Genomic DNA, 25,665 nt, shown 5'->3' with positions numbered 1-25,665 from the left:
ATTTTTTACACAAGTAAAAACCTCTTCAACTATTTTAAAGTGAAGAGGTTTTCTGTTTTTTTTAAACACTTGATTTTGCTGATATTAACCCTTGTTTGATAAACTTGTAGTTTAACTATATTTTACTTTAATATTATCTTTACCAGACTCTTTAGGGACTTTGTTTCGGTGCTTAAATCTATTATGTGTCCATAAATAATATTCTGGTTTATTTCTTATTTCTTTCTCTAACATTTCGGTATAGATATCTGTAATTTCATAATCAGAATATGCTTTAGGATTATCTGTTACATCTATAATTGTTGTTTCGTAAAACCCTCTTTTAACTTTTTTAACGCAGAAGAATACAATGGCTAAGTCAAATTTCTTAGCAAGTGTTTCTGCAGCGGTATGAACAGGAACTACAGTTCCAAAAAATGGTCTCCAATATCTGGTGTGGCTTACTTGTGGTGATTGGTCGTTAACAAAACCATATAATGATAAGTGATTAGCTCGGTAGTTTTTAACAATGGTCTTAGCGGTGTTAAACTTAGAGATTAATGTTCCGCCTTGTCTTTTTCTAGTTTTCTTTATCAGCTTATCAAAATATTTATTTGATAGCGGAGAGTAAATTCCAAATCCATCATGTTTAATATGTTGTCCTAAGGATAAAACCCACTCGTAGTTTGCATAATGACCGCAAAGTAAAACTACGCTTCTATTTTGTTCAGCATATTTATCAAGTAATTCTACATTGTTAAACTTAGCTCTTTTCTTCATTTCTGTTTGAGACATAGTGAGCGATTTTATCATTTCTAAAAATAAATCACACATATGTTTATAGAATTTCTTTCTAATTAGCAGCAGTTCTTCTTCTGACTTCTCTGGGAAACATCGTTCTAAATTACTTAAAACCATCTTTTTTCTGTAGCCTATAATGTAATACACTAAACCATAGACGGCATCAGATACTTTATAAAATATAGGAAATGGAAGTATTGAGATTATCCATAGCAAAGGGTAAGCGAGTAGGTAAATAAGTAATTGCATTCAGTAAGTATTTTGGCAAATATAGCTATATTTGAAGCTAAACCTTAATTGTTTTTATGAATTTAAGTATTGCTACTATTGTTATCATTGGAGCCAATGTTTTAGCTTCTATAAAAGGCTTTAATGATTTTTCTTTTTTTGAGCGTTATAAATTTAATATTGGTGCTATTAATAGAGGAGAAAAAATTAGAACTATTACTTCTGGATTTCTACATGTAGATATTTCTCATTTACTATTTAATATGCTTACGCTTTATTTTTTCGCACCAATTGTTGTGCAATATTTTGGAGACGTAAAGTTTATTATCATATATTTTGTTAGTTTATTGGCGGGGAGTTTATTGTCTTTAAGTTTCCACAAAAATGAACCTAGTTATAGCGCAGTTGGAGCAAGTGGTGCTGTTACGGGAGTGTTATATGCAGCAATACTTTTGCAACCAGAAATGCGATTAGCTTTCTTTTTTATTCCAATTCCCATTCCAGCATATCTTTTTGGTATTGGTTATTTGCTTTATTCTATCTATGGTATGAAAGCTAGAATTGGAAATATAGGGCACACAGCACATTTTGGAGGAGCTATTGGGGGTTATATTATGACGTTATTAATGATGCCTTCCTTATTAATGCAAGAAACATTGATGGTGTTTTTATTAGCAATCCCTATTGTAGTGTTATTTATTCTAGAAAAAACAGGGAAAATATAGTTTGGCATCTTGTTTGTATACTCATGAATATAATATTTAATCAAAAGAAAATATGAAACAATTTATTTTATTAGCAATAGCATTTATAGGTATGAATAGTGTGCAGGCACAAGAAGTTACTCCATCTGTTGCGGTAGTTGGAGAAGGAGTTGTAAAAGTAACACCAGATCAAGTTCTAATTAAAGTTAGAGTGGAAAGTGAAGGTGCTTCAGCGCAAGCTGTAAAAAGTGATAATGATAAAGCTATTGACGAGGTTTTGAAATATACCAAGTCAATGGGGGTTAAAGAAGGTGATGTTAAAACAGAATATGTAAACCTTAATAAAAACTACGATTATCAAACTAAAGAATATAAGTATGTAGCAAATCAGTCGATTTCTATATTGCTGAAAGATTTAAATAAATATGCTGAGTTTACAGAAGGATTGCTAAATGCTGGAATTAATAGAATTGACGGTGTGACTTTTAAATCTACAGAGATTGATGCTTATAATTCTAAAGCGAGAATAGCGGCAGTAAAAGATGCTAAAAAGAAAGCAGAGGAGTATGCTTCTGTGCTTGGGCAATCTGTAGGAAAAGCTCTTGTAATCTCAGAAACAGGATCTGTAAGCGCTCCACAGCCAATTTATAGAATGGAAATGATGAAAGCTTCTGATAATAGTGGTGGAGATATGGATACTATTGCAGTTGGTGAGATGGTAATCGAGGCTAAAGTGAATATTACTTTCGAGCTAAAGTAAAATATTAACCTTATATAGGGATTATAAATAAATGCAAGAAATCCAGAGAAGTCGTCTTCTCTGGATTTTTTTGTTTACGGTGTTATCTTGTAGCTGTTTTTATTGATGCCATTAGCGCTTCTTGATTGCGATTAATGTTAGCCTGTATAGTTTAGTTGTAATTGTTGCGGCTTGCAAAGCCTGCATTTATTCATTGTTACTCGTGATTAATTAATAACAAATAATACCACTCTGCATTTGAAATTCTTTAAACAGCATTTATTTTAAACAAAAAAAAGGCTTTCCATATACTGAAAAGCCTTTTCTGTAATTATTTTGAGTGGATTAATTTAACAATCCAGCGATTTTACTGTTTAAAGCTTCTCCACGAAGATCTTTAGCGATAATCTTACCGTTTTCATCTAAGATATACGTAGCAGGAATAGAGCGGATGTTATAAAGTTGAGCAATAGGATCTTGCCAAAACTTTAAGTTAGACATGTGGTTCCACTCAAGACCGTCATCAGCAATTGCTTTTTTCCAGTCTTCTGCAGTTTTATCAAGAGAAACTCCAACTACATTAAGTCCTTTATCATGGTATTCAGCATAAAGTTTCACCAAATTAGGGTTTTCAGCTCTACAAGGTTTACACCAAGCAGCCCAAAAATCTAAAATAGTTACTTTTCCTAAAGATCCTTTTAAAGAGATTGTTTCTCCTTCAGGGTTTGGTGCTGAAAAATCTGGAGCAATTGCTCCAACAGATAATTTATTAGCTTCCTCTAATTCTTTAGAGATAGTATTTCCCATTTCAGTTTTCTTAACGTCATCAGAAAGACTGTTGAATAAAGCTGCAATTTCTTCAGTAGTTTTACTTTTTGTACGCATCATTTGCTGAATAACTAATAAAGAGATATAAGAATCTTTATGTGTTTCAACAAAATCATACTCATATGCTTTAGCTTCTTCTTGAACTTCTTCAAAAGTTTCTCTAAGCGTATTCATTGTTAAAGTATCTCCAGCTTGTTGTGCTTCCATTCCTTTTTTCTGAATGTCAGAGATTTTAGTTCTAATGTTTCTAGATCCTTGGATAAAAGAAGTAAAGTCTTCATTAGAAGGACTTCCTTCAATCTTAGAAAAGTTCAAACTGTCTTTGTAGGCAGTAACATTAATGTTTCCTTCTTCAAGAATAATCGGTAAAACTCCTTGTACACCTTCAAAAAATAAATAGTGTAACTGTGGTGTTTCCGTTTTCCCTGTAAATTCAAATTTACCTTCTAAAACCTCTAAAGTATCTACTACTTCTGGACGCTGACCGTCAATTGGTTTTTGTAAAAATACTTGCTTCCTGTCTTCTACACCATCAACACTAACGGTTACTTTATATGTGTTTTCTTCTGCTTTATTACAAGCTACAAGAGCTACTAGTAATAAGACAATACTTCCTATTTTCTTCATTAAAATTTATTTAAACAGTTTTAGTTTCCTGCAAAGTTAAAATTTCTCGTTAATCCTTAAAGGGAATTAACAAAAAAAAGCCCTGAACTTTTAATATACAGGGCTTTTAGGTTATATGTTGAATTTTTTTTAGAACTGATATCTTATTCCTAAGGCTATATCAAAATCAAAATCGCTATCATCAAAGTCTCCAAATCCAATTTCTGGTCGGAAATCTAATGATAATAATAGAGGGAAATTAAAGTCATATTCTACACCTATATCTCCAGCTATAAAACCATATACGCCACCATCATCATGACCGTGATCGTTAAAATAATCGTCATTATGGTCATATCCTCCAAGACCACCACCGGCACCAACGTACCAGTTGAAATCCCCTTCAATAGGGAATACCCATTGGTAAAGTCCTGTTAATCTAAATGCATCATAATGATCGTTATCTCTCCATCCTAAGTCAAATTCAAGTCTGTTATTTGCACTTATGCCTCTTTGGTAAGAAATCTCTGCCCCAAAGCCATCTCCATCTCCTAATCTTAACCCTAAGGCATTTTTAGATACTTCCTGAGAATAAGCTGTTGCAGCAAAGCCAATTGCTAAAATGCTAAATAAAATGAATTTTTTCATAAATTAGTTTTTAAGTTTGTATTCGAGTTATATACGGTGCTAATTTAATTTATAGATCATTTAGTCTTGTTAAAAATATCCAAAAATTTCCTACAAACGCTGAAAGAGTCACTTAAAGGAGAGCTCTTTTTCGACGATCTTCATAAAACTATTTATGCTACAGACGCATCTGTATATCGCGTAATACCAACGGCTGTAGCGTATCCTAAAAATATTGAAGATCTTAAAACGATAATTCATTTTTGTAATGAACATAAGTTGTCGGTTATTCCTAGAACTGCTGGAACTTCATTAGCTGGTCAATGTGTTGGTGATGGAATTGTAGTGGATGTTTCTAAATATTTTACCGATATCTTGGAATTGGATACCACAACAAAGACTATTTCTGTTCAACCTGGTGTAATTCGAGATGAATTGAATATTTACCTGAAGGAGTACGGTTTATTCTTTGGACCTAATACATCTACTTCAAATCGCTGTATGATAGGAGGGATGACCGGAAATAACTCTAGTGGAACAACTTCTATTAAATATGGTGTAACGCGCGATAAAGTAATTGAGATTGATGCGGTGTTGAGTGATGGTAGCGAAGTTACGTTTAAGCCACTTTCTAAGGTTGAATTTCAAGAGAAACTCGAGCTACAGACGCTAGAAGGTGATATTTATAGAGCTATTTTTACTGAATTAAATGCTGATGGGGTAAAAGAGCAAGTTTTTGATAATTTCCCTAAACCAGAGATTCACAGAAGAAATACAGGTTATGCGGTAGATGAATTACTGAGGCTGCAGCCTTTTTCCGAAGGTGGTGATTCTTTTAATATGTGTAAGTTGCTTTCTGGAAGCGAAGGAACGCTGAATTTTATTACAAGAATTAAGATTCAGTTGGACGATTTGATGCCAGATAACGCAGTAATGGTAGCTGCTCATTATAAGAGCGTAGCAGATTGTTGCGATTCTGTGTGTGAAGTTATGCAGCACGACTTGTTTACTTGCGAGATGATGGATAAAGTGATTTTGGATTGTACTAAAAACAATAAATCGCAGCTCCCAAATCGTTTTTTTATTGAAGGAGATCCTGCGGCAATTCTAATGTTAGAGTTACGCGATACTGATAAAGATAGATTGGAGGAAAAGCGTAAATCGCTTATTGCTTCTTTGGATAAAACAGGTCTTAGTTATGCCAATGCATCGCTTTATGGTTCCGAAATAGAGCAGGCTTTAGAGTTGCGTAAAGCTGGACTTGGACTGCTAGGGAATATTGTAGGTGATAAAAAAGCGGTAGCTTGTATAGAAGATACGGCAGTAAGTATCGAAGATTTAAGTGAATATATTACTGCATTTTCTGCGATTATGAGTAAGTACAAACAGAATGCTGTTTATTACGCTCATGCTGGTGCTGGCGAATTGCATTTGCGACCAATTTTAGATCTTAAAAAGTCGGAAGACGTATTGCTCTTTAGAAAGATAACTACAGATGTTGCTCAATTAGTGAAGAAATATCGTGGTTCTATGAGTGGAGAGCATGGTGACGGAAGAGTGAGAGCAGAGTTTATAGAATTGATGATCGGAAATGCTAACTATGAGCTGCTTAGGCGTGTAAAAAAGGCATTTGATCCTAATAATATATTCAATCCTGGGAAAATTGTAGATAGTGCCCCGATGGATACTTCTCTTCGTTATCAACCGGATAGGGAGGAACCGAATGTTGATACATTAATGGATTTTTCAGATTCTGAAGGGATTTTAAGAGCTGCAGAAAAATGTAATGGAAGTGGAGATTGTAGAAAAACTCATGTTTCAAATGGAGCAATGTGCCCCAGTTACCACGCTACTAAGAATGAAAAAGATACCACTCGAGCTAGAGCCAATGCCCTTCGAGATTATCTTACAACATCAGAGAATAATAATAAATTCGATAATAAAGAACTAAAAGAAGTTTTTGACTTATGTGTCAGTTGTAAAGCTTGTAGTAGTGAATGTCCAAGTAATGTTGATGTGGCTACTTTAAAAGCGGAATTTCTATATCAATATTATAAAGATAATCCGCCGTCACTTAGAGATAAAGCTTTTGCTTTTAATACAAAACTCAGTAAACTCGGGAGTGTATTTCCATCTATAACGAATAGTAAGTTTTCAGGGGGTATCATGAAAAAAGTACTTAATATCGCTCCAGAAAGAACACTGCCTTATATTGAAAGCTTTGATTTCAATAAACACCTTCAATGTTCATTAAGTAAGTTAGTTAACAAAGGAAAGGTTGTTCTTTATATTGATGAATTTACTCAATATTTAGACACTACAGTAGGAAAAGATGCTATCGAGTTGCTTACAACCTTAGGATACGATGTGCGTTTATATTATGGAGAAAGTGGTCGTACATTTATCTCTAAAGGTTTTTTAAAACAAGCTCAAGAATTAGCAGTTAATAACGTAGCTAAATTAAAAGATTTAGTTGCTTCAGATTGTCCTATAGTTGGGATTGAACCTTCTGCTATTTTATCTTTTAGGGATGAATACCTTAGATTGGTTGAAGATCAAGATTCGGTAAAAAAAGTTGCTTTAAATAGCTTTATTATTGAAGAGTTTCTTGCTGAAGAAATTAAAAAAGGAGTGATTACTTCTGAAGACTTTTCTACGGAAGAAAAAACGATTAAATATCATGCTCATTGCCATCAGAAGTCGCAATCTAATACAAAGGCCACTTTTGATTTGCTAAATATCCCTCAGAATTTCTCTGTAACTATGATAAATTCTGGATGTTGCGGTATGGCTGGTTCTTTTGGTTATGAAAAAGAGCACTACGAGGTAAGTATGGCTATTGGGGAGCTTCGTTTATTCCCTTCAGTGAGAAAGGCGAGTAAAGAAACTGTAATTGTTGCTAATGGAACAAGCTGTAGACATCAAATTAAAGATGGAACTGGGCGAGAGGCTATCCATCCAGTAACATTGCTAAATAAAATGGTTGTTAGAAAGTAAGTTACTTTATTTTGAATAGTTGGAAATACGCTGAGCAACAACTTCAGAAACTTGCTTATCGATGCTGATTTCCATATTTAATTCATCAAGATTGGTAAGCTTATAATTGGTATTTGTTTCGTTGTTTATAACTCCAATTCCTGGTGCAAAGTATATGTTGGAAGTTATTACGTCATGAGGGTTTAATATCGGTATAGAAGCTTCATATCCATCAATTTTAGTATTTGCAATAGCAGCAATATTAACAGTTACAGAGGTTTTTATGATATTTTCGTAATCTGTTCCGTTAAGATTGTAATCTTCAATAATATCTTCTGTTTTAGAAGTAATGATATACGCTATTTCAATAATATAATCTTGATTACTAAAAGACGTCATCCCAGAAGTTTGGTAACTTACATTCCCTGCGGGATCTTTCATGTCTAATAAAACTAATCCTTCCACAGGAATAGCTAATTCTGGAATCACATTAGAAATCGTACCGTTTAATATAAGCTTGCTTTTGCTTTTATGAAGTAATCCGTCTGCGACTAGGTTGGTGAAAAAACCAAGATTAGGATTGTTAGCTCGTGTTTTATAATGGATATTTCCTTCTATAAGAGTGTCCTTTTCAACCCAAACACTGTCTCTTCCTTTAGTTAACCCCTCTATATTATAAGTCCAATTTTCTGATGTTTTCAAAGGGAAATAGTTCTCAGAATCTATCTCAGATAACAATTCTTCAGAAATAGCTTCATTGCTGGAACATGAGCTTAAAATCGAGAATATTAGTAAAGTAAAAAGAAATTGGTATAAACGCATTCAGTTTGAAATTTTTCAAATGTAAAAAAAATATAACTTACTTTTTACCTGTAATTGTAATTGCTGCCAATAACTCCTTATAATTCATGGTTTTTATATCTTCATCAGAGTAAAAGGGACTTAGCTTATCTTCATTAAAATGGTATAAATCCCAGCGTTTATCATGATATTCTAACGCAGTGAGGTTTTCAATCCAATCTCCAGAGTTTAAATATAGGCAAGTGCCATTTTTATTGACCTTTCTAAGCATTTGGGGCTGATGGATATGTCCACAAACAACATACTTATAACCATTTTCTATGGCCAAATCTGCTGCAACTTTTTCAAAATCGCCTACATACTTAACGGCTTTCTTTACACTATTTTTAATTTTTTTGGAAAGAGAATACTTTTCTCTCCCCATTTTGATTAAAAACCAATTAATGAGCCTATTAAACAAGATTAAAAAATCATAACCCCAACCGCCGAGCTTTGCAATCCATTTTGTGTGTTGGATAGAAGCGTCAAATACATCACCATGAAATATCCAAGCTTTTTTACCGTCTAAATCCATAATCAATTTATCTAGGATATGGATGTTTCCCATAGAAACATCACTAAATTTCCTTAGCATTTCATCATGGTTTCCAGTAATATAATAAACTTCAGTTCCTTTAGTGGAAAGGTCGATAATCTTTTTGATTACCTGTAGGTGGTTTTTAGGAAAATATCGCTTTCGGAACTGCCAAATATCAATAATATCTCCATTTAGGATTAACTTTTTAGGAGCGATGCTATTTAAATAAGAGAGTAATTCTCCTGCATGACATCCGAAGGTTCCTAAATGTACATCTGAAATGACAACAACGTCTAATTTTCTTTTTCTCAACCTTAACTATTTGATACTACGAAGTAAAGGAAGATATTCTGTTACCGTATTATTTGATAATTAAATATATATGATAAGAATGTTAAGAAACTAATAGTATTTATCCTAAATATTAATTTATTATTACGCATATTTAATTTTTGTATTTCTTTTATAAGATTTACATTTGTCAAAATCAAAATTTTATGGCAGGAAATTCCTTTGGAAACCTCTTTAAGTTAACCACTTTTGGCGAGTCTCACGGTGAGGCTTTAGGCGGAGTTATTGATGGATGCCCAGCAGGCATCTCACTAGATTTAAGTAAAGTTCAATTAGACTTAGATAGACGTAAACCGGGTCAATCTGCTATTGTTACCCAACGAAAAGAACCAGACGAAGTTCGTTTTCTCTCAGGTATTTTTGAGGGTAAAACTACAGGAACACCAATTGGTTTTATTATTGAAAACACCAATCAGAAATCTCACGACTATTCGCATATAAAAGATAATTACAGACCTTCGCATGCAGATTATGTATACGAAAAAAAGTATGGTTTTAGAGATTATCGTGGTGGTGGAAGAAGTTCTGCAAGAGAAACAGCAAGTAGAGTAGTAGCTGGAGCTATTGCAAAGCAAATGCTTGAAGGGATAAAAGTTACCGCTTATGTTTCTTCAGTAGGGAATATCCATTTAGAGAAGCATTATTCTGAGTTGGACTTAGAAAATGCAGAAAGAAATATTGTTCGTTGTCCAGATACAGCTATGGCTTCAGAAATGGAGGGTTATATCAAGCAGATCAGAAAGGAAGGAGATACTGTTGGAGGTGTTGTTTCTTGTGTGATTCAGAATGTACCTATTGGACTTGGAGAACCTGTTTTTGACAAGCTTCACGCAGAATTAGGAAAAGCAATGCTTTCTATAAATGCTGTAAAAGGTTTTGAATATGGAAGTGGTTTTTCAGGTGCAGAAATGAAAGGAAGTGAGCATAATGATTTATACAATGTAGACGGAACTACTAAAACCAACTATTCTGGAGGAATTCAAGGTGGAATTAGTAACGGAATGGATATTTATTTTAAAGTAGCCTTTAAGCCCGTTGCAACTATTATGCAGACGCAAAAAACTATAGATAACCAAGGGAAAGAAGTAGAAATGCAGGGAAAAGGTCGTCATGACCCATGTGTTGTTCCACGCGCTGTTCCTATTGTTGAAGCTATGGCAGCTTTAGTTTTAGCAGATTATACATTGATTAATAACAGTCATCAGCATAAAAAATAATCTTAAGTTTAATTATATTTATCCTCAAGATTATAAATTATCAAGCGATTACTAATAACTTATTAAAACAATTCATTTGAAGAAATTAGCATTACATTGGCAAATTATTATAGGTTTAGTTCTTGGAATTATATGGGCAGTTCTATCTAGTAAATTAGGATGGAGCCAGTTCACAATCGACTGGATAGCGCCGTTTGGAACTATATTTATAAACTTATTAAAGTTGATAGCCGTTCCGTTAGTGTTATTTTCTATTATAAATGGAGTTTCTAATATTGGAGACCCTTCAAGCTTAGGAAGAATGGGAGGTAAGACGCTTTTAGCATATCTTCTAACCACCGTATTGGCAGTTTCATTAGGATTGGTATTAGTAAACGTTATCAAACCTGGAAAGCTTATTGATGAACAGAGTCGTATTGATAATAGAATAAGCTACGAACTCTGGGCTGCATCACAGAATTTAGAAATTAAAGATGGGGTTAATTACCTTCATGATCCAAAATTTTTAGACCGAGCAGAGCGTATTTCAGATATGTCTAGATCTGAATTAAAGGATGCAACCGTAAAAGATAAATTAAATACTGCAAATCAAGCGAAAGAGGCTGGACCGTTACAACCATTAGTAGATATTGTTCCTAGTAATATTTTTACTTCTTTGGGTGATAATGGATTAATGCTTCAAGTGATATTTTTTGCTCTTTTCTTTGGAGTAAGCTTATTATTTATTCCTGATGAGAAATCTAAGCCTGTAGAGGCTTTTATGGATGGAGTCATGGAAGTTTTCCTGAAGATGGTAGCTCTAATAATGAAGGCTGCACCATTTTTCGTCTTTGCATTGCTAGCAGGTGTTGTTAGTAAAATGGCTGGTGATGATATTGGGAAAGTAGTAGAAATTTTTAAAGGGCTAAGTTGGTATTCATTAACTGTAGCCTTAGGATTATCGTTAATGATATTTGTTGTATATCCTGGAATATTTAAAATATTTATTAGAGTTATTTCTTACTTCGGATTCTTTAAAGCGGTAAGTCCAGCGCAAACATTAGCTTTCTCTACATCTAGTAGTGCAGCTACACTTCCTGTAACAATGGAGTGTGTGGAAGATAATTTGGGTGTAGATAAGAAAATTACAAGTTTTGTGCTTCCAATTGGGGCTACTGTAAATATGGATGGAACGTGTCTTTATCAGGCTGTTGCCGTTGTATTCTTAGCACAATTACACATGATCGACCTAACCATTGGTCAGCAATTAACTATTGTCTTAACTGCAACATTGGCATCTATTGGTTCTGCTGCGGTTCCTAGCGCAGGTTTAGTAATGCTTATTATTGTTTTACAGTCTGTTGGATTGAATCCTGCTTGGATTGGAATTATCCTTCCTGTGGATAGAATTTTAGATATGATGAGAACTGTTGTGAATGTTACTGGAGATGCTACGGTTTGTTCTTTAATAGCTAAGAGCGAAGGAATGCTTAATTATCCTGGAGATAAACCAGATAAAATAGAGGAAACTACTATATGATTTCAGAAGATATCTTAAAGGAGCACGCTACTTTATTTTCGATAGATAAAAATTTAGATCGTTTAATAAAGCGAATAGAATTACTTAGCTACCTTAATCCTTTAAATACTGAAAAGGAAAAGCAACGCTTTTATTCTTCTAAATATACTGAAGATCCCGTTTTTAAATATGCTAAACAAAATTTTAGTGCTTTTAAGCTACAGCGTTCTCTTTTTTCTAATCAATTAGAGAAAATTGAAGATGATGATATCCGTGCATTGTATCAAAGTATTGTATATTATTATGCAAATATGGTACAATGTGCCGAAGCAATAGGAGAGAAGAAAAAGTTCTTTTACAACAGTTTAAGACTTTACGGAACTCCAAAAGAGAAAGACGTTGCTAATGCTAAGTTTATACTTCATATAAAAGACGAGTCGGAGTATGAAGAAAAGAAATATAATTCTTTAGATGCGAAAGCATATTTTGAGGATTTCGTTCAACGTTATGATTTCCCTTTAAACATAAAATTATCTACAAGTATTGCGGCCGATGCTATGGTTTCTAATAGTAAGCAAACGCTGTTTATTAAAAAGAATGCTAAGTTTAATGACAATCAGTTATTAACGCTTGCCAATCATGAAATTGGTGTCCATATGGTTACTACTTTTAACGGACTTGGACAGCCGCTAAAGATTTTTTCTAATGGCTTCCCTAAAAATGTAGAAACACAAGAAGGGTTAGCTGTCTTTAGTGAATATATGAGCGGCGCTTTAACACTTAGCAGGCTTAAAATACTTGCGTATAGGGTAATTGCTGCCGATAGTTTGATAAAAGGTTATTCTTTTGCAGATACATTCGATTTGCTCCACAATCAATATAAATTAGATCGAGATAAAGCTTTTATTATTACATTGAGAATTCATCGTGGTGGCGGATTCACAAAAGACTATTTGTATTTAACTGGATTGAAAAAAATATATGAATATTATAATTCAGGAAATAGTCTTTCTCCTTTATTAACAGGAAAAGTTTCTCTTGATAAAGTACAATCTATCCAAAAGCTTCAAGATTTAGGATTGGCTTCAAAATCCATTCATATTACCGACTCCTATGCTGATAATCAAAATCAAAACAGCTCAATAGATTTCATTCTTAAAAATTTAAAGTAAGTTTTTTCTTATTTAATATTGTAGTAAAAGATAAGCTTAAGTCAAGGAAAAGCCTTCTTTGTGAGTTGTTTTTATATACAATTTTATACCATTCACAACAAAATATTTTATTTAATGGGTTTAGTAGATATGTTTGTTGTTATTAAATGTACATATACACTTAATACGAAAAAAACGTTGCTATGAAACCTTTAGTTCGATTCATATATGTGAAGTTATGTAAGGTGATTAATGATACTTAATTATTTTTTAGTGAAGAAAGAGAAAGCACTTGTTAGAGCAAATATTTCCAAGCTTGTTTCAGATAGTTTAGGAGATAAGGAATATATGAATGAGATAGTGATTTTGTTAAATAATAACATAGAAGAGTTTTGCGATTCTACTACAATATCACTCAAAGCAAAAGACAGATATTCTATTTTTAGAGCTGCACATAAGATAATAAATGGCTTAGAAATGATCCAAGCATATGTCTTATTAGATTATATAACGATGATTCAGAAAGAATGCCAGTATATGGATAATTTCACTAACATCAAGAATCTCTTTATTGATTTTAAGATGGAGTATGCTTATGTGTTAAAAGAAATTAACTCTCAAATTGATAACTTGTAAAAGAGGTGTGTAGTTTTTTTGTTCTTAAGATGATTGAATATGTATTAATTACACTGTTAATTTTAGGTTATTTTCTACAATCTAATTGATGCTTAGTTTAACATTACTAATTATCTACTTAATAATATTTCTCTAGCAATTTAAATGAATAAAAGCATATTACATACTATTTACTCCCATAAAACAAGTTACTTTAGTTTATAAAACGACTTATTTATATTGATTTACACAATTACAAAATATACCGTGTTTACATTACTCTTAATTTTATTTCTTCAATTTTAGTCCAATAATTCCTACTAACTCGCATTTATTCATCTACTATTAGGTAAATCATCTTGACTATTTACACTATTACATGTCCAAATTGGTGATTATTTCAGTTATATTATAAATAATATTCTAAATTATAACCATTCTGAATTAAGAGTTAATGTTTCTTAACTATACCGTATTAGTGGGCACTCAGAACCTTCCTTGTTTATTTTTTTTAAGCAAAACAGACATTTTTTCGATTTTAAATAATGTTTTTTAAAAAATAATTTATAATTACTAACTCCTTGTAGAATATTAACTCTACATTTAAATACTTTTTGTAAACTAAATATTAATTAAAAAAAGTAAACACTTATGAAATGTAATTTTCTAAAATTAGTAATTGTATGTATTTCCGTTACTTCATTATTATTTTCTTGTAAAGAAGAAGCTAAAGAAGAGTATAAGGAGATTAAATACTTTACAATAAATGAAAAGGGAGAATTAGAACGCCCAAAAGATTACCGTACTTGGATTTTTGTTGGAACACCAGTAACTCCAAATGAATTAAACGGTGGAAAAGCACCTTTTCCGGAAATGCACAATGTGTATATTGATCCTGTTAGTTTTGAACATTATAAAAAAACAGGAAAGTTTAGAGAAGGTACAATTTTAATGAAAGAATTAGTAAGTGTAGGATCTACTGCTGCTGTTAGTGGTAAAGGTTATTTTATGGGGGAGTTTATTGGATTAGAAGCTTCTGTAAAAAGTAAAGAACATTTCCCTGACGAACCTGGAAACTGGGCTATTTTTAGTTTTACAAGTCCTAAAGATGGAATCTTAAAAGATACATCTCCAAAATTTCCTGTAGCTTCTTGTGTAGCATGTCATGATGCTAGTGCAGAAGATGATTTTGTATTTACACAATATTATCCTGTATTGAGAGCTGCTAAAGGGGTTGGTGAAGATATAATTCCTGAGAATGCAGCAAGACGTTTTTCTGAAGAAGGAATGGAAATGTCTGGAATGGCAGATATTTGGGAGCCAACAGCAGAAACACCAGATAATAAGTCTCTTGATATTCCATTAGATAAAGATGAACTTTTCAAATTTTTAAAGGAAGGAAAATATAAAAGCTTTAGTACGCAAGAGAAGAACTTACATCCCTCTTTAGGGCCTCATCAAAAACTAGGCTTACCAGTTAGAGTATTTATGAATGATATTTTGGCAAAATCTTTAGATGCAGACAATGAGGAACATCCTTTAGGAGCAACGCTTGTTAAAGAAATGTATGATAAAGATGAAGTTCTTAGCGGTTGGGCTGTAATGGTTAAAACAAGTGAAAAGACTGATGGTGGTAAAGGATGGTTCTGGTATGAAGTTACTTCTACGGAGGATCCAACACAAACTGCTGCCGTTGGTAATGGTGTTGTAGGATGTTTTAGCTGCCATAGTGTAGGTAGAGATATGGTAAGAACTCCATATCCATTTGACGAATAATTTTTGAATCTAACTAACAATAAAAATTAACATTATGAATTTAAGAACCGTAGGAATAGCTTTATTAGCTGTTGTATTATTTCAATCGTGTAAAGAAGGGAAGGCTAGTAATACCGCTGTAACAGAGGATTATAAAGAAATAGCATACTTCACGATGAATGATAAGGGAGACTTAGAACGTCCTCAAAATTATAGAAGTTGGGTCTTTGTAGGAACACCTGTTACTCCAAATGATTTAAATGGAGGTAAAGCTCCGTTTCCAGAAATGCATAATGTATATATCGATCCTGTAAGTTTTAAACATTACAAGAAGACAGGGAAGTTTAGAGAAGGTACTATTTTAGTTAAAGAACTAGTTAGTGTTGGATCAACTGTAGCGGTAAGTGGTAAAGGGTATTTTATGGGAGAATATATAGGTTTAGAAGCTTCTATAAAAAGTAAAGAACATTTTCCAGATGAGCCAGGAAACTGGGCAATCTTTAGTTTTACAAGTCCAAAGGATGGAATCTTAAAAGAAACCGCTCCTAAATTACCTGTAGCTTCATGTGTTGCATGTCATGATGCTAGTGCACAAGATGATTTTGTATTTACACAATACTATCCTGTACTAAGAGCTGCTAAAGGTGTTGGAGAAGGAGTATCTCCTGAAAATTCAGCAAAAAGACAAGCAGAATAAGCTTTTATAAAGTTTATGTAAAATAATTCAGGTAGAAACTTATATATTATATCTATCAGAAATATATAATACTTATCCCTGAGTCCTAAAATAGAATATTCTTCAGAGAAGTAGCGTATGAAATTTAGGATTTGGGGTTATTTTTTAAACACTAATTTAAAAAGCACATTTTGAAAAGACTTAAGGAAAAATGGAATATCGAAAGTAATTTTCAGTTAGGAATTATTTTTACAGTTTTTGCTGTAAATGGCTCTTTAGCTGTAGCCTTAGTAAAACCTATAATGAATTTTATAGGCTTAAATAAAGAACTAGTTAGCGGATTTTTATTTTGGCCGATTAGAATCCTTCTTATGTTTATTGTGTATCAAATACTACTAATAGTAATAGGAACTTTATTTGGTCAGCATGAATTTTTTTGGAATATGCAAAAGAAAACATTAGCCAGACTCGGAGTCTCCCGTTTCAAAAATTATAAGAATGAAGAATAGTACAATCTTTTTTTTAATCCTTCTTTTATCAGGAGGTTTTTTATATTCCCAAGAACATCATAGCGAAGAACATTCTAAAGAGCCTGGTTTTGAAACTGCACTTACGGGAGTTTATTTCTACACACCAGAAAGTGGTAATGTAGATTTTGGTTCCGAATTATTTATAACATATTGGATATCCCATAAATGGGCATTTGGGGGTGCGTATACGATGGTTTTTGAAGAAGAAGGCAGAATCGGACATGAGTTAACAGCAGTTGTTAGTCATAAACCATGGCCTTTTTTAACCCTAAATGCTGGTCCAAGTTTCTCCATGCCAAACTCTCATTTAGATACAAAAGTTTCACTAAGCTTAGAAGGGGAGTATAACTACTTTTTTGGTGATACTGGTTGGCATACAGGACCTGTATTAGGAGCTCAAATAGGAGAAGATTTTAAAATTATAATGGGACTTCAATTGGGTTACGAATTTTAATATTTATTATGCATTACAGTGTCTCTACTTTTTAATCCATAGGGATACCTTTCGCTTTGCTCTTTATGAAGAAACTTATTGTTTTTTTTATATCAGTTTTTATTCTGTTACAGTTTTTTAGTACTGAAGAAAACGTACAACTAAAAGCTACTGATTCTGATATTCTAATTTTTGAAGAGACATCTGATGAAGTTTCAGCAATTATTAAATCTTCTTGCTATGATTGTCATTCTAATTACACAAACTATAGTTTTATAGATAAAATTTTTCCTGTATCGTTATATGTTAATAATAACATCCGTAATGGAAAACGGGTGTTAAATTTCTCAGAGTGGGGAGACTATACAGTCTTAGAAAGAGAAATCGCTATTGTAGCTATAGATTTTGATGTTCAGACAGAAAGAATGCCTAAAAAAGCATATAATTGGCTTTATGAAGAAGCTAAAATTACAGAGCATGAAAAAAAACTTATACAAGATTGGGTTTATAGCATCAGAGAAAGATTGATAAAAGATAATTATCCTGAAATGTAATAACTCATTTATTTTAGTATAATTAAAATCAACTTGTAATATAATATTTTTAGATATAAATCGTACTAAGCTTTAAGAGTTTTGTAAACGTCATCAAAAATAGCAGGCCTATCAGCAAGAACAATCAAAACGTCATCGGCTTCAATTTTAGTAGAGCCATTTGGTGTGATATATGTATTGTCTCTTTTTATCATTGCTATTATAGCATTTTTAGGGAAGCCTAATTCTACAATTTTCTTATCTACAGCACTACAATCAGAAGTAATAATCATTTCTTTCATTTCAGCCTTCGGATTCTCCGCCATTAATTGATCTGCAGTGCTTAATTTTTTATCTTCTTCAGGTAAAGCCACATTCAACCATTTTGCAACTACAGAAAGTGTCGTACCTTGAATTATTATTGATGTAACAGATATAAAGAATACAATATTGAACATCATATTTGCTTTTTCAACGCCAGCAAGTAGGGGATATGTTGCAAATACTATTGGAACTGCACCACGCAATCCAACCCAAGAAATATAAAACCTTCTTCTCAATTTCATTTTAAAGAACATAAGACTTATAAATACTCCAATTGGACGGGCTACTACAATTAAAAATAAAGATATAAGAAGTCCAATTCCCATATAAGGGATTATTTGAGAAGGGAAAACAAGTAAACCTAAAGTAAGGAAAAGTACAATCTGCATGAGCCATGCTAAACCATCAAACATTTTTAAGATAGTCTTTTTATGGATCAAATCTTGATTTCCTAAATAAACAGCACAAATATAGATAGCTAGAAAGCCATTACCACCAACAAAATCGGTTGCAGAAAATGTAATAAACATTAAGGCAATAACTAATACAGGATAGAGCCCTTCAAAATCAAGCTTAACTTTATTAATAATAAGCTTACTAAGTATTCCAAATCCAAAACCTGCAAGACCTCCTAAAATCATCTGTTGCAAAAATAGAGGTATGATCGATAAAAAGCTTTGATCTTGATTTATAACTAATGTTAGAAAAGCAATGGTAAGTACATAAGCCATAGGGTCGTTACTTCCACTTTCTAATTCTAATGTAGGTCTTAAGTTGTTCTTTAAAGCAAGGCTTTTAGAGCGTAAAATAGAAAATACTGCTGCGGCATCTGTAGAAGAGACAATAGACCCTAGAAGAAGGCTTTCATAAATTGTGAAATCGGTAACGTAATATACAAAAGTACCTAAAGATACTGCAGTTAATAATACGCCTAACGTTGATAGTGCTATTCCTTCTTTTATAACAGGTTTAATGGCTTTCCAGTTTGTATCTAAACCTCCAGAAAATAAGATGAAATTTAGTGAAACTACACCAATAAACTGTGCTAGTCTGGGGTTGTCAAAATGAATTCCTCCAATCCCATCAGAACCTGCTAACATTCCAATACCTAGGAAAAGTAACAGCGTTGGAACACCAAATTTATATGAAGTTTTACCGGCTAGGATACTTATAAGAAGTAATAAAGAGCCGACTAAAAGGATGTTTTCAATCGTTAAATTCATTAGCTATAATAATCATTAACAAACAAAAATACAGTTTTCTATTTTTTTAATACTATTCAATTAAAACTCTTGTTGCTTTTTGTTTTATATACCTAAACCTTAGATATAGTAACAGATACCCTATTAAAAACAAGATGAGTAAATGAATAAAGCCATTTGTAATATCAGAAAGTTCAGCTCCTTCTGTTGCCAAAGAATTAAATATACTAAAATAGGGCGTAGAAGGTAATGAATTTGCAAATGCTTGCAATCCAATAGGCATAGCATCAATAGGCCATGAATACCCCGAAACTAAGAATAATGGATATGTAGAAAATGCCAATACCTCTGTCCACCCAATCATTGTTTTAAAAAAGGATGCAAATAGAATTGTATATAGCAATATAACAGCTATGAATAGAAAGCTTAAAATTAAATGTAAATAGATTGATCCATTAAATCCTAATGAAAAATGGGGAAATATTACTTTATAGAATACGAAAAAGTACGCCGTATAAAGGAAGACATAATAAAAACTTTTAGCAGTAAAAACTTTTATAAAATCGAAAAAATTATATTTTTCTAAATATTGAAAGGTTCCCTGTTTAAATTCGTGAACAACACTTTGTCCAAATCCAATAATTAAGGTTTGTTGAAGAATTAGAATCAGTAAAATAGGAAGTAGGTAATCTCCATAATTATTGGTGGCGTTATAGATTGATTTTATTATTGGCATTATTGGTTGAGCCTTTTGTTTAGCAACTTCTACAGGAATTTTATTAGAAATAAAATATTGCATTCTTACACCTCCTCCAACAGTTAATATGACCTGCTGAATTGATTTATTAATTTCATTTGATGTAAGAAATTTTGTGTTGTTTAATATGACCTCTATACTTGAACCGTCTAGGTTCATAGTCTTTTCCTGAAAACCTTTAGGGAAGATAACTATTCCTTGAACATCTAGATTGTTAAAAAGAAACATCGCATCTTCAAAAGATGAATAATGACCATTAATAGCTACTTTTTCAGATGCATCTATTAATCTAGAAACTTTTCTAGATAGATTAGAATGGTCATAATCGACAATGGCAATTGGAATTTCAGAGACTTCCTTTTCAGAATAAATAGAACCTATAAAAAACGCATAGAGTATGGGTGCTACCAAACAAGTAAGAAGAATACTTTTATCTTCAATAATTAAAGACAGTTCTTTTTTTAATATTGAAAACCATTTTTTCATACCTCAATTTTTTTATTTTGAAATATTAGAATAGTAATGGTTATGATATAACCCGTTAAAAAGAAAAGTAATAAATATATGATAGGTTGGATTAAAAATGAAAAAGGGGTATTCATCTCTACGCCTTTTATAAATGCACTTAAAAAATGAGTATATGGTATTAATTGTGCATACCATGCATTAAAAGCTGGCATTGCTATTATCGGGAAAGTAAAACCACTGAAGACGAATGCTGGAGAATTGTACACAAAGGATATATCCATCGCTATAGCTTCATTTTTAAAGATTGTAGAAATCATAATTCCTAACATTGCATTTGCTAAAACGAATACTATAACCACCCATAAAAAAGATAAAGTTCCTTTACTAGTTGGAATCCCTAAAAGTGGATGTACCATAGAAAATATGAAAACTGCTATCATAAAACCTAGGAGGGTATAGGTAAGTAATTTTCCTATTACTATTTTAAAAATACTACCATTAGAAAAACTTAATAATTCATTAAAAGTATTATCTGTATACTCAGAGTTGATAGACCTAGCCGCCAAAAAAAAGACTATCATTTGTAACAATACGGTTGTAAGCCCAGGTATTAGATAATAAAGGTAGTTATAGTAGGGGTTGTACATGGGTTTTGCAATTACTCTAATAGGCATTGCTATTTTCATAGCTTTTTCTTTAGGGATCCCGCTTAGTTTAAAGTTTTTTAAATTAATTCCAGCAGACATCGTATTAATAAAAGTTGCTGCTTCTTTATAAATAAGATTCCCATAAATAATATTTGAAGAATTCGAATAGACTAAAATGTTTTCTTGTTGTCCTTTAAAGATATTCTTCTGAAAGTTTTTTGGGATTACATAAAATCCCTTGATTTCAGGATACTTTATAAATATTTCATCAATGTTATCATGAGTATTTAAAAATTTAACGATGCTTAACTTTGGAGAGGCTTCTACATTATTAATGACTGTTCTACTTAAATCTGAATGGTCTAAATCTAAAATTGCAATCGGAACGTTTTCTATTGCTCCTTTTTCATAAATAGCACCCAAATAGAAAAATATTCCAATAGGAATCACTAATAGAAGAACCCATGCTGCAGGTCTTTTTCTTAGTCTTTGAAGCTCTCTAATTATTATTTGTAATATGATTTTCAAAGTTTAATATTTAAACTCATTCCTGGTCGTAATCCATCAATTTTTTCTGCGGGGGATAAGTGAATTTCAAATGTTTTCATATCCAACCTACCTTTATCTGCTGTAGGGATCCAATCTGCAAAATCAGCCATTGGTGCAATATAAGTGACTTTAAATTTATGGGATCTATTATCAAAAGCAGGGAGTTTTCCTGAAATTTCAGTACCCATTTTAAAATCACTAAGAAAATCTTCTCTTATATGAATAACGGCATGAATTTCTTCTAATTTCTGAATTGTAAATATAGGGTAACCGGCGGGCATCACTTCGCTTTCTTCCGCCAACTTAGCAGATATTTCTCCAGAAACAGGTGCATATATCTCCAGTTCTTTATAATATGCTTTAGCCTCACTTACTTTACCGCCAGCCGCATTCATTTTTCCTTTAGAAGCATTTTTATCTTCGATTCTAGCTCCTTCTTTTGCCATTTCAAAAATAGATTTTGCGGCGTTCATTTGCTCAAATGCAGCGTCTCGTTTAAAAGTAACTTCATCTAATTGTTGTTGTGAAATTAAACTGTCTTTTGCCATGGCTTCTAATCTTTTATATGACTTCTCGGCGAAATTATACTGACTTTGCGCCATCTTATATTTGTCTCCAGCAGCAAGAACTTCTTGACTCCTAGCTCCAGAGATTGCTTTTTGATTTACGGATTTAGCAGCATCGTACATTCCTTCTGCTTGTTTAACTTTCGCATCTATAATATCACTTTCTATAGTTGCTAAAAGTTGTCCTTTTTTAACTTGATCTCCAAGTTTTGTATAAATTGTTTCAATTCGACCAGGAATTTCAGAAGCCACGCGAATCTCTGTGGTTTCAAATAACCCGACAAAAACACGATTATCATTCTTATCGGGTTTCAGAAATATTAATATAACGATTCCAATAATGATGATTAATACAGGAATAATTAATATAAAGAGTTGCTTTTTGTTTTTCATGATCAAAATAAATTTCTAATTATTTAAATTCTCTATTTCTAAGCTCCCTTTAGAGATCAATAAATCTACTGCCACCATACGCTGCTCGACAACTAACTTGTAGTAACTTAAAGCAGCATTTTGGTATTCAGTTTCTGTTTGTAAACGGTCTGTAATGGATATTAATCCTTCATGATAACTCTTAATAGCTAGATTTAAGCTGTTTTTGGCAACTTCCATTTCTTGCTTTTTAAATAGTAATTGCTGATTTTTAACTTCAAAATCTATTTCCATCTTTTTTGCAAATAGTTCTAGTTTCTCTTCGACCTCGTTTTTTTCCTCTTCCGCAATACTTTTTTGAATCTGTGTCTTTTTGGTTTCATTAGTATTTTTTAATCCTGTGAATATATCCCAATGCATTCCTACGCCGAGAAAGTATGTTGGAAAGAGTTCGAATTCATTTAGCTCTAAATTGATATTAGTACCACCAGGCAACAGACTATATGGTGTGTCTAAATTGGCATTAAATAAATTAGAATATGAAAGAGACGCCCTTGCTTGAATTTTTGGTAAGAATGAATTGCGATTCATCTTTAATTTATAATCGTAAGCACTTACTGATGCATTTAATGCTTTTAACTCTGAACGATCACTAAAAGTATTATTATTACGTTGGAGTTCCCATGGTTTTAATTCGAAATTTTGTTTTTCTAATGTTGAAACATCAACATCTGTAAGCATAGAGAGCTTTAAATACAATAATCCTAGATTTCCATATAGCTCTGCTTTTTTTGATGCTAAGTTTAATTCTGATGCTGTAATTTTATCACGATCATATGGAATTGCTAATCCATTTTTTATTGCTGTGGTTACTCTAGCTTTTTCTTTAGCCAATCGCTCTTCGCTTTTTAAAATAACAACTTCAGATCGTTTTAAGAATTCTATTTTATCAAAAGTAGCTATCATGTCTTTTACAAGATCTGCTCTTTTTGCAGTGAGCATATAGTTTTTAGCCTTAATTTTTTCATCGGTAGCTTTAGAACCATAGTTAACTTGTAATCCAGAAAACAGTAATGCCTTAGCGGTAAGATTGGTATTAAAGACTTGACCTTGAGCATCAAAACTAGTCTTGCCATCAAATAAATTCACTCCTGTAATGGGCAGTTGAAGCGTAGGAAAGTCAACATTTATTCCACTCGATCCATATCCATAAAGAGCATCCAGTTCTAAAGTTGGAATAAAGTTTTGTCGGATAGTCTTTCTTTCAATACTATCAATCGATAATTCATGAATGGAGTTTTTCAATTCGTAACTTTTTTCTAACCCCCGATTAATAAGATCAATTTCGACATTACTCAAATTATTTTGAGCATTTATAGGACTAAAACAGATAATGTTAAGGAAACTTATTAAGAGTATTTTTTTAATCATTACTTATTATGTGTTAGTCAAAGATTATATCTTTATTTATTAAATATAACTAGAATGACTCTAGTTCAACTTTTACTTCTGTTTAATAATATTATCAATAGCATAGGTGTTCTCTTCTATGTTTTGAATAACGAATACTAAAAAAGCAATATGTATTAACTGGGAAGTGATGTTCCCCCAACTCTCTATTAATGTAGATCCAAATACTAGAGAAAGTAATACTATTGAAGTTGCAATAGCTGCAACTCTAGTAAATAATCCTAAAATAAGTAGAAGACCAAATATTAATTCAGCAAATGGTAATACATAAGAGAATGGAATTACCAAAAACTCGGGGAGCATAGAGTTTTCAAATGTCTTTATGATTCCGTTACTAAAAGCCTCGAGTTTAGGAATGCGAACGAGTCCGTGTCCAAACATGCTTAACCCGATAGCCATTCTTACAATTATATAAGCTGTTTCTTTATGCATTTTTAATTATTATATGTAATAATGATTGTAGCTTTTTAAGTACAGAGACTTAAGCGAGGGAAGGGGGATGTAAAAGGTTATAAATCATTAATAAAACCTTTGTACACCTCTAAAATAGTAATAATTGTGCTATTGTAGCGAGTCGTACTGATTTATTTTCTCTTAATAAAATTTAAACAGAACTGTTAAAACATAGTATAATAGAATCCTATCGTTTAGAAGTAAAATTGAAGCTATAGGAAATGAAGACAATAATATGTTAGTTTCTAATTTTAGCTTCTGTATTGAGAATCATATTTACAGCTTGCCTATATTTTATAGGATTTCCAGCTTTTTTAATAGCTTTATATGTTTTCTGAGGATTTGAAGTAGCCTGAGAAAAATACTCCCAAAAACCTAACATTTTCATTTTTATAGGTGTTGGACCAGATAGATACTCATCATATTGCTTATAAATAGTATCATGAAATTCTGAAAAAATAGACCATCTATCTGCTGGATATTCTGTAGTGTTATTTTTTATCATACTCGGCAAAAAGGGATCTGCAATCAGTCCACGGCCTATCATATAATGATCTATGGAAGGAAAACGTTTTTCTATTGCTTTAAATGCAGCAACACTTGTAATATCTCCGTTGTAATATAATTTATGTTTTGTGCTACTAATACATTTCTCAAAGGCATCTAAATCTACAGGCCCCTTATAGAGCTGTTTTCCAATTCTGGCATGAATAGCTATGTTTTTGAGAGGATATTGATCTAAAATAGAAAATGTATCTAGAATTTCTTCAGCATTTTCATATCCCATTCTCATTTTCATAGAAACTAAAATATCAGTTTCATTGTGAGCTTTATGTAACACCTCATCTATTCGTTGTGGGTTACAGATTAGCCCGGAGCCCATTCCAGATTTTGTAACCATAGGATATGGACATCCTAAATTCCAATTTAACTCCTTATAGCCTAAACTTTGTACATATTTAGCAACAAATAGAAACTCCTCTGGGTCGTTGGTAATTACTTGTGGAATAACTTCTAGGGTTGTATTATTTTCTGGAGATAAATCTTTTTTATAAGATTCTTTAATTTTAAGCTTACCGTTAAGTCTAATATAGGGAGCATAAAAGGTATCTATCCCACCAAAATAATGATGAAAAGCATTGCGAAACCTGAAATCTGTAAAGCCTTGCAAAGGCGATGAAAGTAGAGTAGAAGCCATCTTATAATTTAGAGGCACAAAGATAGTGTAATTG

General features: G+C 32.2%; 24 protein-coding genes. 12 read left to right on the top strand and 12 right to left on the bottom strand.

Annotated features, from left to right (window positions below):
* Positions 1-111 precede the first annotated feature (111 nt).
* Positions 112-1,029 carry a lysophospholipid acyltransferase family protein gene (locus JM658_RS06370; RefSeq protein WP_236958413.1) on the bottom strand — a complete coding sequence of 306 codons (918 nt, stop codon included), beginning with the start codon at positions 1,027-1,029 and terminating at the stop codon, positions 112-114.
* Between the two features lie 56 nt (positions 1,030-1,085).
* Here JM658_RS06370 and JM658_RS06365 point away from each other — a divergent pair, with 56 nt between their 5' ends.
* Positions 1,086-1,733, top strand: coding sequence for a rhomboid family intramembrane serine protease (locus JM658_RS06365; RefSeq protein ID WP_236958412.1), 648 nt, complete (start codon positions 1,086-1,088; stop codon positions 1,731-1,733).
* 52 nt (positions 1,734-1,785) lie between these two features.
* A complete protein-coding gene (locus tag JM658_RS06360; protein WP_236958411.1) occupies positions 1,786-2,472 on the top strand; it encodes an SIMPL domain-containing protein in 687 nt (228 codons plus the stop codon).
* Positions 2,473-2,796: 324 nt separating this feature from the next.
* On the opposite strand, the gene JM658_RS06355 is transcribed toward JM658_RS06360, so the two are convergent.
* Together JM658_RS06355 and JM658_RS06350 are read right to left on the bottom strand one after the other, a co-directional pair.
* Positions 2,797-3,906 (bottom strand): TlpA disulfide reductase family protein, encoded by a 1,110-nt coding sequence (locus JM658_RS06355; protein ID WP_236958410.1) that lies wholly within the window; start codon positions 3,904-3,906, stop codon positions 2,797-2,799.
* A 129-nt stretch (positions 3,907-4,035) separates the two neighbouring features.
* On the bottom strand, positions 4,036-4,533 hold the full coding sequence (locus JM658_RS06350; RefSeq protein ID WP_236958409.1) for a hypothetical protein: 498 nt from the start codon (positions 4,531-4,533) through the stop codon (positions 4,036-4,038).
* Positions 4,534-4,608: 75 nt separating this feature from the next.
* Here JM658_RS06350 and JM658_RS06345 point away from each other — a divergent pair, with 75 nt between their 5' ends.
* Complete coding sequence (locus JM658_RS06345; protein WP_394800467.1) at positions 4,609-7,509, top strand: FAD-binding and (Fe-S)-binding domain-containing protein; 2,901 nt, start codon at positions 4,609-4,611, stop codon at positions 7,507-7,509.
* Between the two features lie 6 nt (positions 7,510-7,515).
* Here JM658_RS06345 and JM658_RS06340 read toward each other — a convergent pair whose 3' ends face one another.
* Together JM658_RS06340 and JM658_RS06335 are read right to left on the bottom strand one after the other, a co-directional pair.
* Positions 7,516-8,310, bottom strand: coding sequence for a hypothetical protein (locus JM658_RS06340; protein ID WP_236958407.1), 795 nt, complete (start codon positions 8,308-8,310; stop codon positions 7,516-7,518).
* A gap of 37 nt (positions 8,311-8,347) precedes the next feature.
* Positions 8,348-9,178, bottom strand: a complete 831-nt coding sequence (locus JM658_RS06335) for a UDP-2,3-diacylglucosamine diphosphatase (RefSeq protein WP_236958406.1) — start codon at positions 9,176-9,178, stop codon at positions 8,348-8,350.
* A gap of 185 nt (positions 9,179-9,363) precedes the next feature.
* Between JM658_RS06335 and aroC the strand changes: the two genes are divergently transcribed.
* The 9 genes from aroC to JM658_RS06290 all read left to right on the top strand — a co-directional run bounded on the left by aroC (position 9,364) and on the right by JM658_RS06290 (position 17,646).
* Entirely contained in the window at positions 9,364-10,434 is a 1,071-nt protein-coding gene (gene aroC, locus JM658_RS06330) for a chorismate synthase (RefSeq protein WP_236958405.1), read from the top strand.
* Positions 10,435-10,510: 76 nt separating this feature from the next.
* Entirely contained in the window at positions 10,511-11,953 is a 1,443-nt protein-coding gene (locus JM658_RS06325; protein WP_236958404.1) for a dicarboxylate/amino acid:cation symporter, read from the top strand.
* Complete coding sequence (locus tag JM658_RS06320) at positions 11,950-13,104, top strand: flavohemoglobin expression-modulating QEGLA motif protein (protein WP_236958403.1); 1,155 nt, start codon at positions 11,950-11,952, stop codon at positions 13,102-13,104. Before JM658_RS06325 ends, JM658_RS06320 begins: the two co-directional genes overlap by 4 nt.
* Before the next feature lie 231 nt (positions 13,105-13,335).
* Positions 13,336-13,719, top strand: coding sequence for a hypothetical protein (locus JM658_RS06315; protein ID WP_236958402.1), 384 nt, complete (start codon positions 13,336-13,338; stop codon positions 13,717-13,719).
* Between the two features lie 630 nt (positions 13,720-14,349).
* Positions 14,350-15,474 carry a cytochrome P460 family protein gene (locus JM658_RS06310; RefSeq protein WP_236958401.1) on the top strand — a complete coding sequence of 375 codons (1,125 nt, stop codon included), beginning with the start codon at positions 14,350-14,352 and terminating at the stop codon, positions 15,472-15,474.
* Between the two features lie 34 nt (positions 15,475-15,508).
* Entirely contained in the window at positions 15,509-16,150 is a 642-nt protein-coding gene (locus tag JM658_RS06305) for a cytochrome P460 family protein (protein ID WP_236958400.1), read from the top strand.
* 170 nt (positions 16,151-16,320) lie between these two features.
* Positions 16,321-16,638: a DUF6787 family protein gene (locus JM658_RS06300; RefSeq protein ID WP_236958399.1), complete on the top strand. Its 318-nt coding sequence runs from the start codon at positions 16,321-16,323 to the stop codon at positions 16,636-16,638.
* A complete protein-coding gene (locus JM658_RS06295) occupies positions 16,628-17,113 on the top strand; it encodes a hypothetical protein (RefSeq protein WP_236958398.1) in 486 nt (161 codons plus the stop codon). The genes JM658_RS06300 and JM658_RS06295 overlap by 11 nt, the downstream gene beginning before the upstream one ends.
* A gap of 65 nt (positions 17,114-17,178) precedes the next feature.
* Positions 17,179-17,646 carry a heme-binding domain-containing protein gene (locus tag JM658_RS06290; RefSeq protein WP_236958397.1) on the top strand — a complete coding sequence of 156 codons (468 nt, stop codon included), beginning with the start codon at positions 17,179-17,181 and terminating at the stop codon, positions 17,644-17,646.
* 65 nt (positions 17,647-17,711) lie between these two features.
* Here JM658_RS06290 and JM658_RS06285 read toward each other — a convergent pair whose 3' ends face one another.
* The 7 genes from JM658_RS06285 to JM658_RS06255 form a co-directional block, all read right to left on the bottom strand.
* Positions 17,712-19,172, bottom strand: coding sequence for a potassium/proton antiporter (locus tag JM658_RS06285; protein WP_236958396.1), 1,461 nt, complete (start codon positions 19,170-19,172; stop codon positions 17,712-17,714).
* A 52-nt stretch (positions 19,173-19,224) separates the two neighbouring features.
* Positions 19,225-20,394, bottom strand: a complete 1,170-nt coding sequence (locus JM658_RS06280; RefSeq protein ID WP_236958395.1) for an ABC transporter permease — start codon at positions 20,392-20,394, stop codon at positions 19,225-19,227.
* Positions 20,391-21,551 carry an ABC transporter permease gene (locus JM658_RS06275; protein ID WP_236958394.1) on the bottom strand — a complete coding sequence of 387 codons (1,161 nt, stop codon included), beginning with the start codon at positions 21,549-21,551 and terminating at the stop codon, positions 20,391-20,393. Before JM658_RS06275 ends, JM658_RS06280 begins: the two co-directional genes overlap by 4 nt.
* On the bottom strand, positions 21,548-22,531 hold the full coding sequence (locus tag JM658_RS06270) for an HlyD family secretion protein (RefSeq protein WP_236958393.1): 984 nt from the start codon (positions 22,529-22,531) through the stop codon (positions 21,548-21,550). The genes JM658_RS06275 and JM658_RS06270 overlap by 4 nt, the downstream gene beginning before the upstream one ends.
* 15 nt (positions 22,532-22,546) lie before the next feature.
* Positions 22,547-23,941 (bottom strand): TolC family protein, encoded by a 1,395-nt coding sequence (locus JM658_RS06265; protein WP_262911746.1) that lies wholly within the window; start codon positions 23,939-23,941, stop codon positions 22,547-22,549.
* Positions 23,942-24,013: 72 nt separating this feature from the next.
* Positions 24,014-24,412 (bottom strand): DoxX family membrane protein, encoded by a 399-nt coding sequence (locus JM658_RS06260; protein WP_236958391.1) that lies wholly within the window; start codon positions 24,410-24,412, stop codon positions 24,014-24,016.
* A 259-nt stretch (positions 24,413-24,671) separates the two neighbouring features.
* Positions 24,672-25,631: a tRNA dihydrouridine synthase gene (locus JM658_RS06255; protein ID WP_236958390.1), complete on the bottom strand. Its 960-nt coding sequence runs from the start codon at positions 25,629-25,631 to the stop codon at positions 24,672-24,674.
* Between the last annotated feature and the right edge of the window lie 34 nt (positions 25,632-25,665).

The sequence above is a fragment of the Joostella atrarenae genome (genome assembly GCF_021764745.1).
Lineage (GTDB): Bacteria > Bacteroidota > Bacteroidia > Flavobacteriales > Flavobacteriaceae > Galbibacter > Galbibacter atrarenae.
Note: the sequence above shows the minus strand (reverse complement) of the source record. Positions and strands in the feature narration are given on the sequence as shown.

Excerpts from the sequence above, each read along its gene's own strand:
- JM658_RS06370 (WP_236958413.1), bottom strand. The coding sequence starts at position 1,029 with ATGCAATTACTTATTTACCTACTCGCTTACCCTTTGCTATGGATAATC.
- JM658_RS06365 (WP_236958412.1), top strand. The coding sequence starts at position 1,086 with ATGAATTTAAGTATTGCTACTATTGTTATCATTGGAGCCAATGTTTTA.
- JM658_RS06360 (WP_236958411.1), top strand. The coding sequence starts at position 1,786 with ATGAAACAATTTATTTTATTAGCAATAGCATTTATAGGTATGAATAGT.
- JM658_RS06355 (WP_236958410.1), bottom strand. The coding sequence starts at position 3,906 with ATGAAGAAAATAGGAAGTATTGTCTTATTACTAGTAGCTCTTGTAGCT.
- JM658_RS06350 (WP_236958409.1), bottom strand. The coding sequence starts at position 4,533 with ATGAAAAAATTCATTTTATTTAGCATTTTAGCAATTGGCTTTGCTGCA.
- JM658_RS06340 (WP_236958407.1), bottom strand. The coding sequence starts at position 8,310 with ATGCGTTTATACCAATTTCTTTTTACTTTACTAATATTCTCGATTTTA.
- aroC (WP_236958405.1), top strand. The coding sequence starts at position 9,364 with ATGGCAGGAAATTCCTTTGGAAACCTCTTTAAGTTAACCACTTTTGGC.
- JM658_RS06320 (WP_236958403.1), top strand. The coding sequence starts at position 11,950 with ATGATTTCAGAAGATATCTTAAAGGAGCACGCTACTTTATTTTCGATA.
- JM658_RS06315 (WP_236958402.1), top strand. The coding sequence starts at position 13,336 with ATGATACTTAATTATTTTTTAGTGAAGAAAGAGAAAGCACTTGTTAGA.
- JM658_RS06310 (WP_236958401.1), top strand. The coding sequence starts at position 14,350 with ATGAAATGTAATTTTCTAAAATTAGTAATTGTATGTATTTCCGTTACT.
- JM658_RS06305 (WP_236958400.1), top strand. The coding sequence starts at position 15,509 with ATGAATTTAAGAACCGTAGGAATAGCTTTATTAGCTGTTGTATTATTT.
- JM658_RS06295 (WP_236958398.1), top strand. The coding sequence starts at position 16,628 with ATGAAGAATAGTACAATCTTTTTTTTAATCCTTCTTTTATCAGGAGGT.
- JM658_RS06290 (WP_236958397.1), top strand. The coding sequence starts at position 17,179 with ATGAAGAAACTTATTGTTTTTTTTATATCAGTTTTTATTCTGTTACAG.
- JM658_RS06285 (WP_236958396.1), bottom strand. The coding sequence starts at position 19,172 with ATGAATTTAACGATTGAAAACATCCTTTTAGTCGGCTCTTTATTACTT.
- JM658_RS06280 (WP_236958395.1), bottom strand. The coding sequence starts at position 20,394 with ATGAAAAAATGGTTTTCAATATTAAAAAAAGAACTGTCTTTAATTATT.
- JM658_RS06270 (WP_236958393.1), bottom strand. The coding sequence starts at position 22,531 with ATGAAAAACAAAAAGCAACTCTTTATATTAATTATTCCTGTATTAATC.
- JM658_RS06265 (WP_262911746.1), bottom strand. The coding sequence starts at position 23,941 with ATGATTAAAAAAATACTCTTAATAAGTTTCCTTAACATTATCTGTTTT.
- JM658_RS06260 (WP_236958391.1), bottom strand. The coding sequence starts at position 24,412 with ATGCATAAAGAAACAGCTTATATAATTGTAAGAATGGCTATCGGGTTA.
- JM658_RS06255 (WP_236958390.1), bottom strand. The coding sequence starts at position 25,631 with ATGGCTTCTACTCTACTTTCATCGCCTTTGCAAGGCTTTACAGATTTC.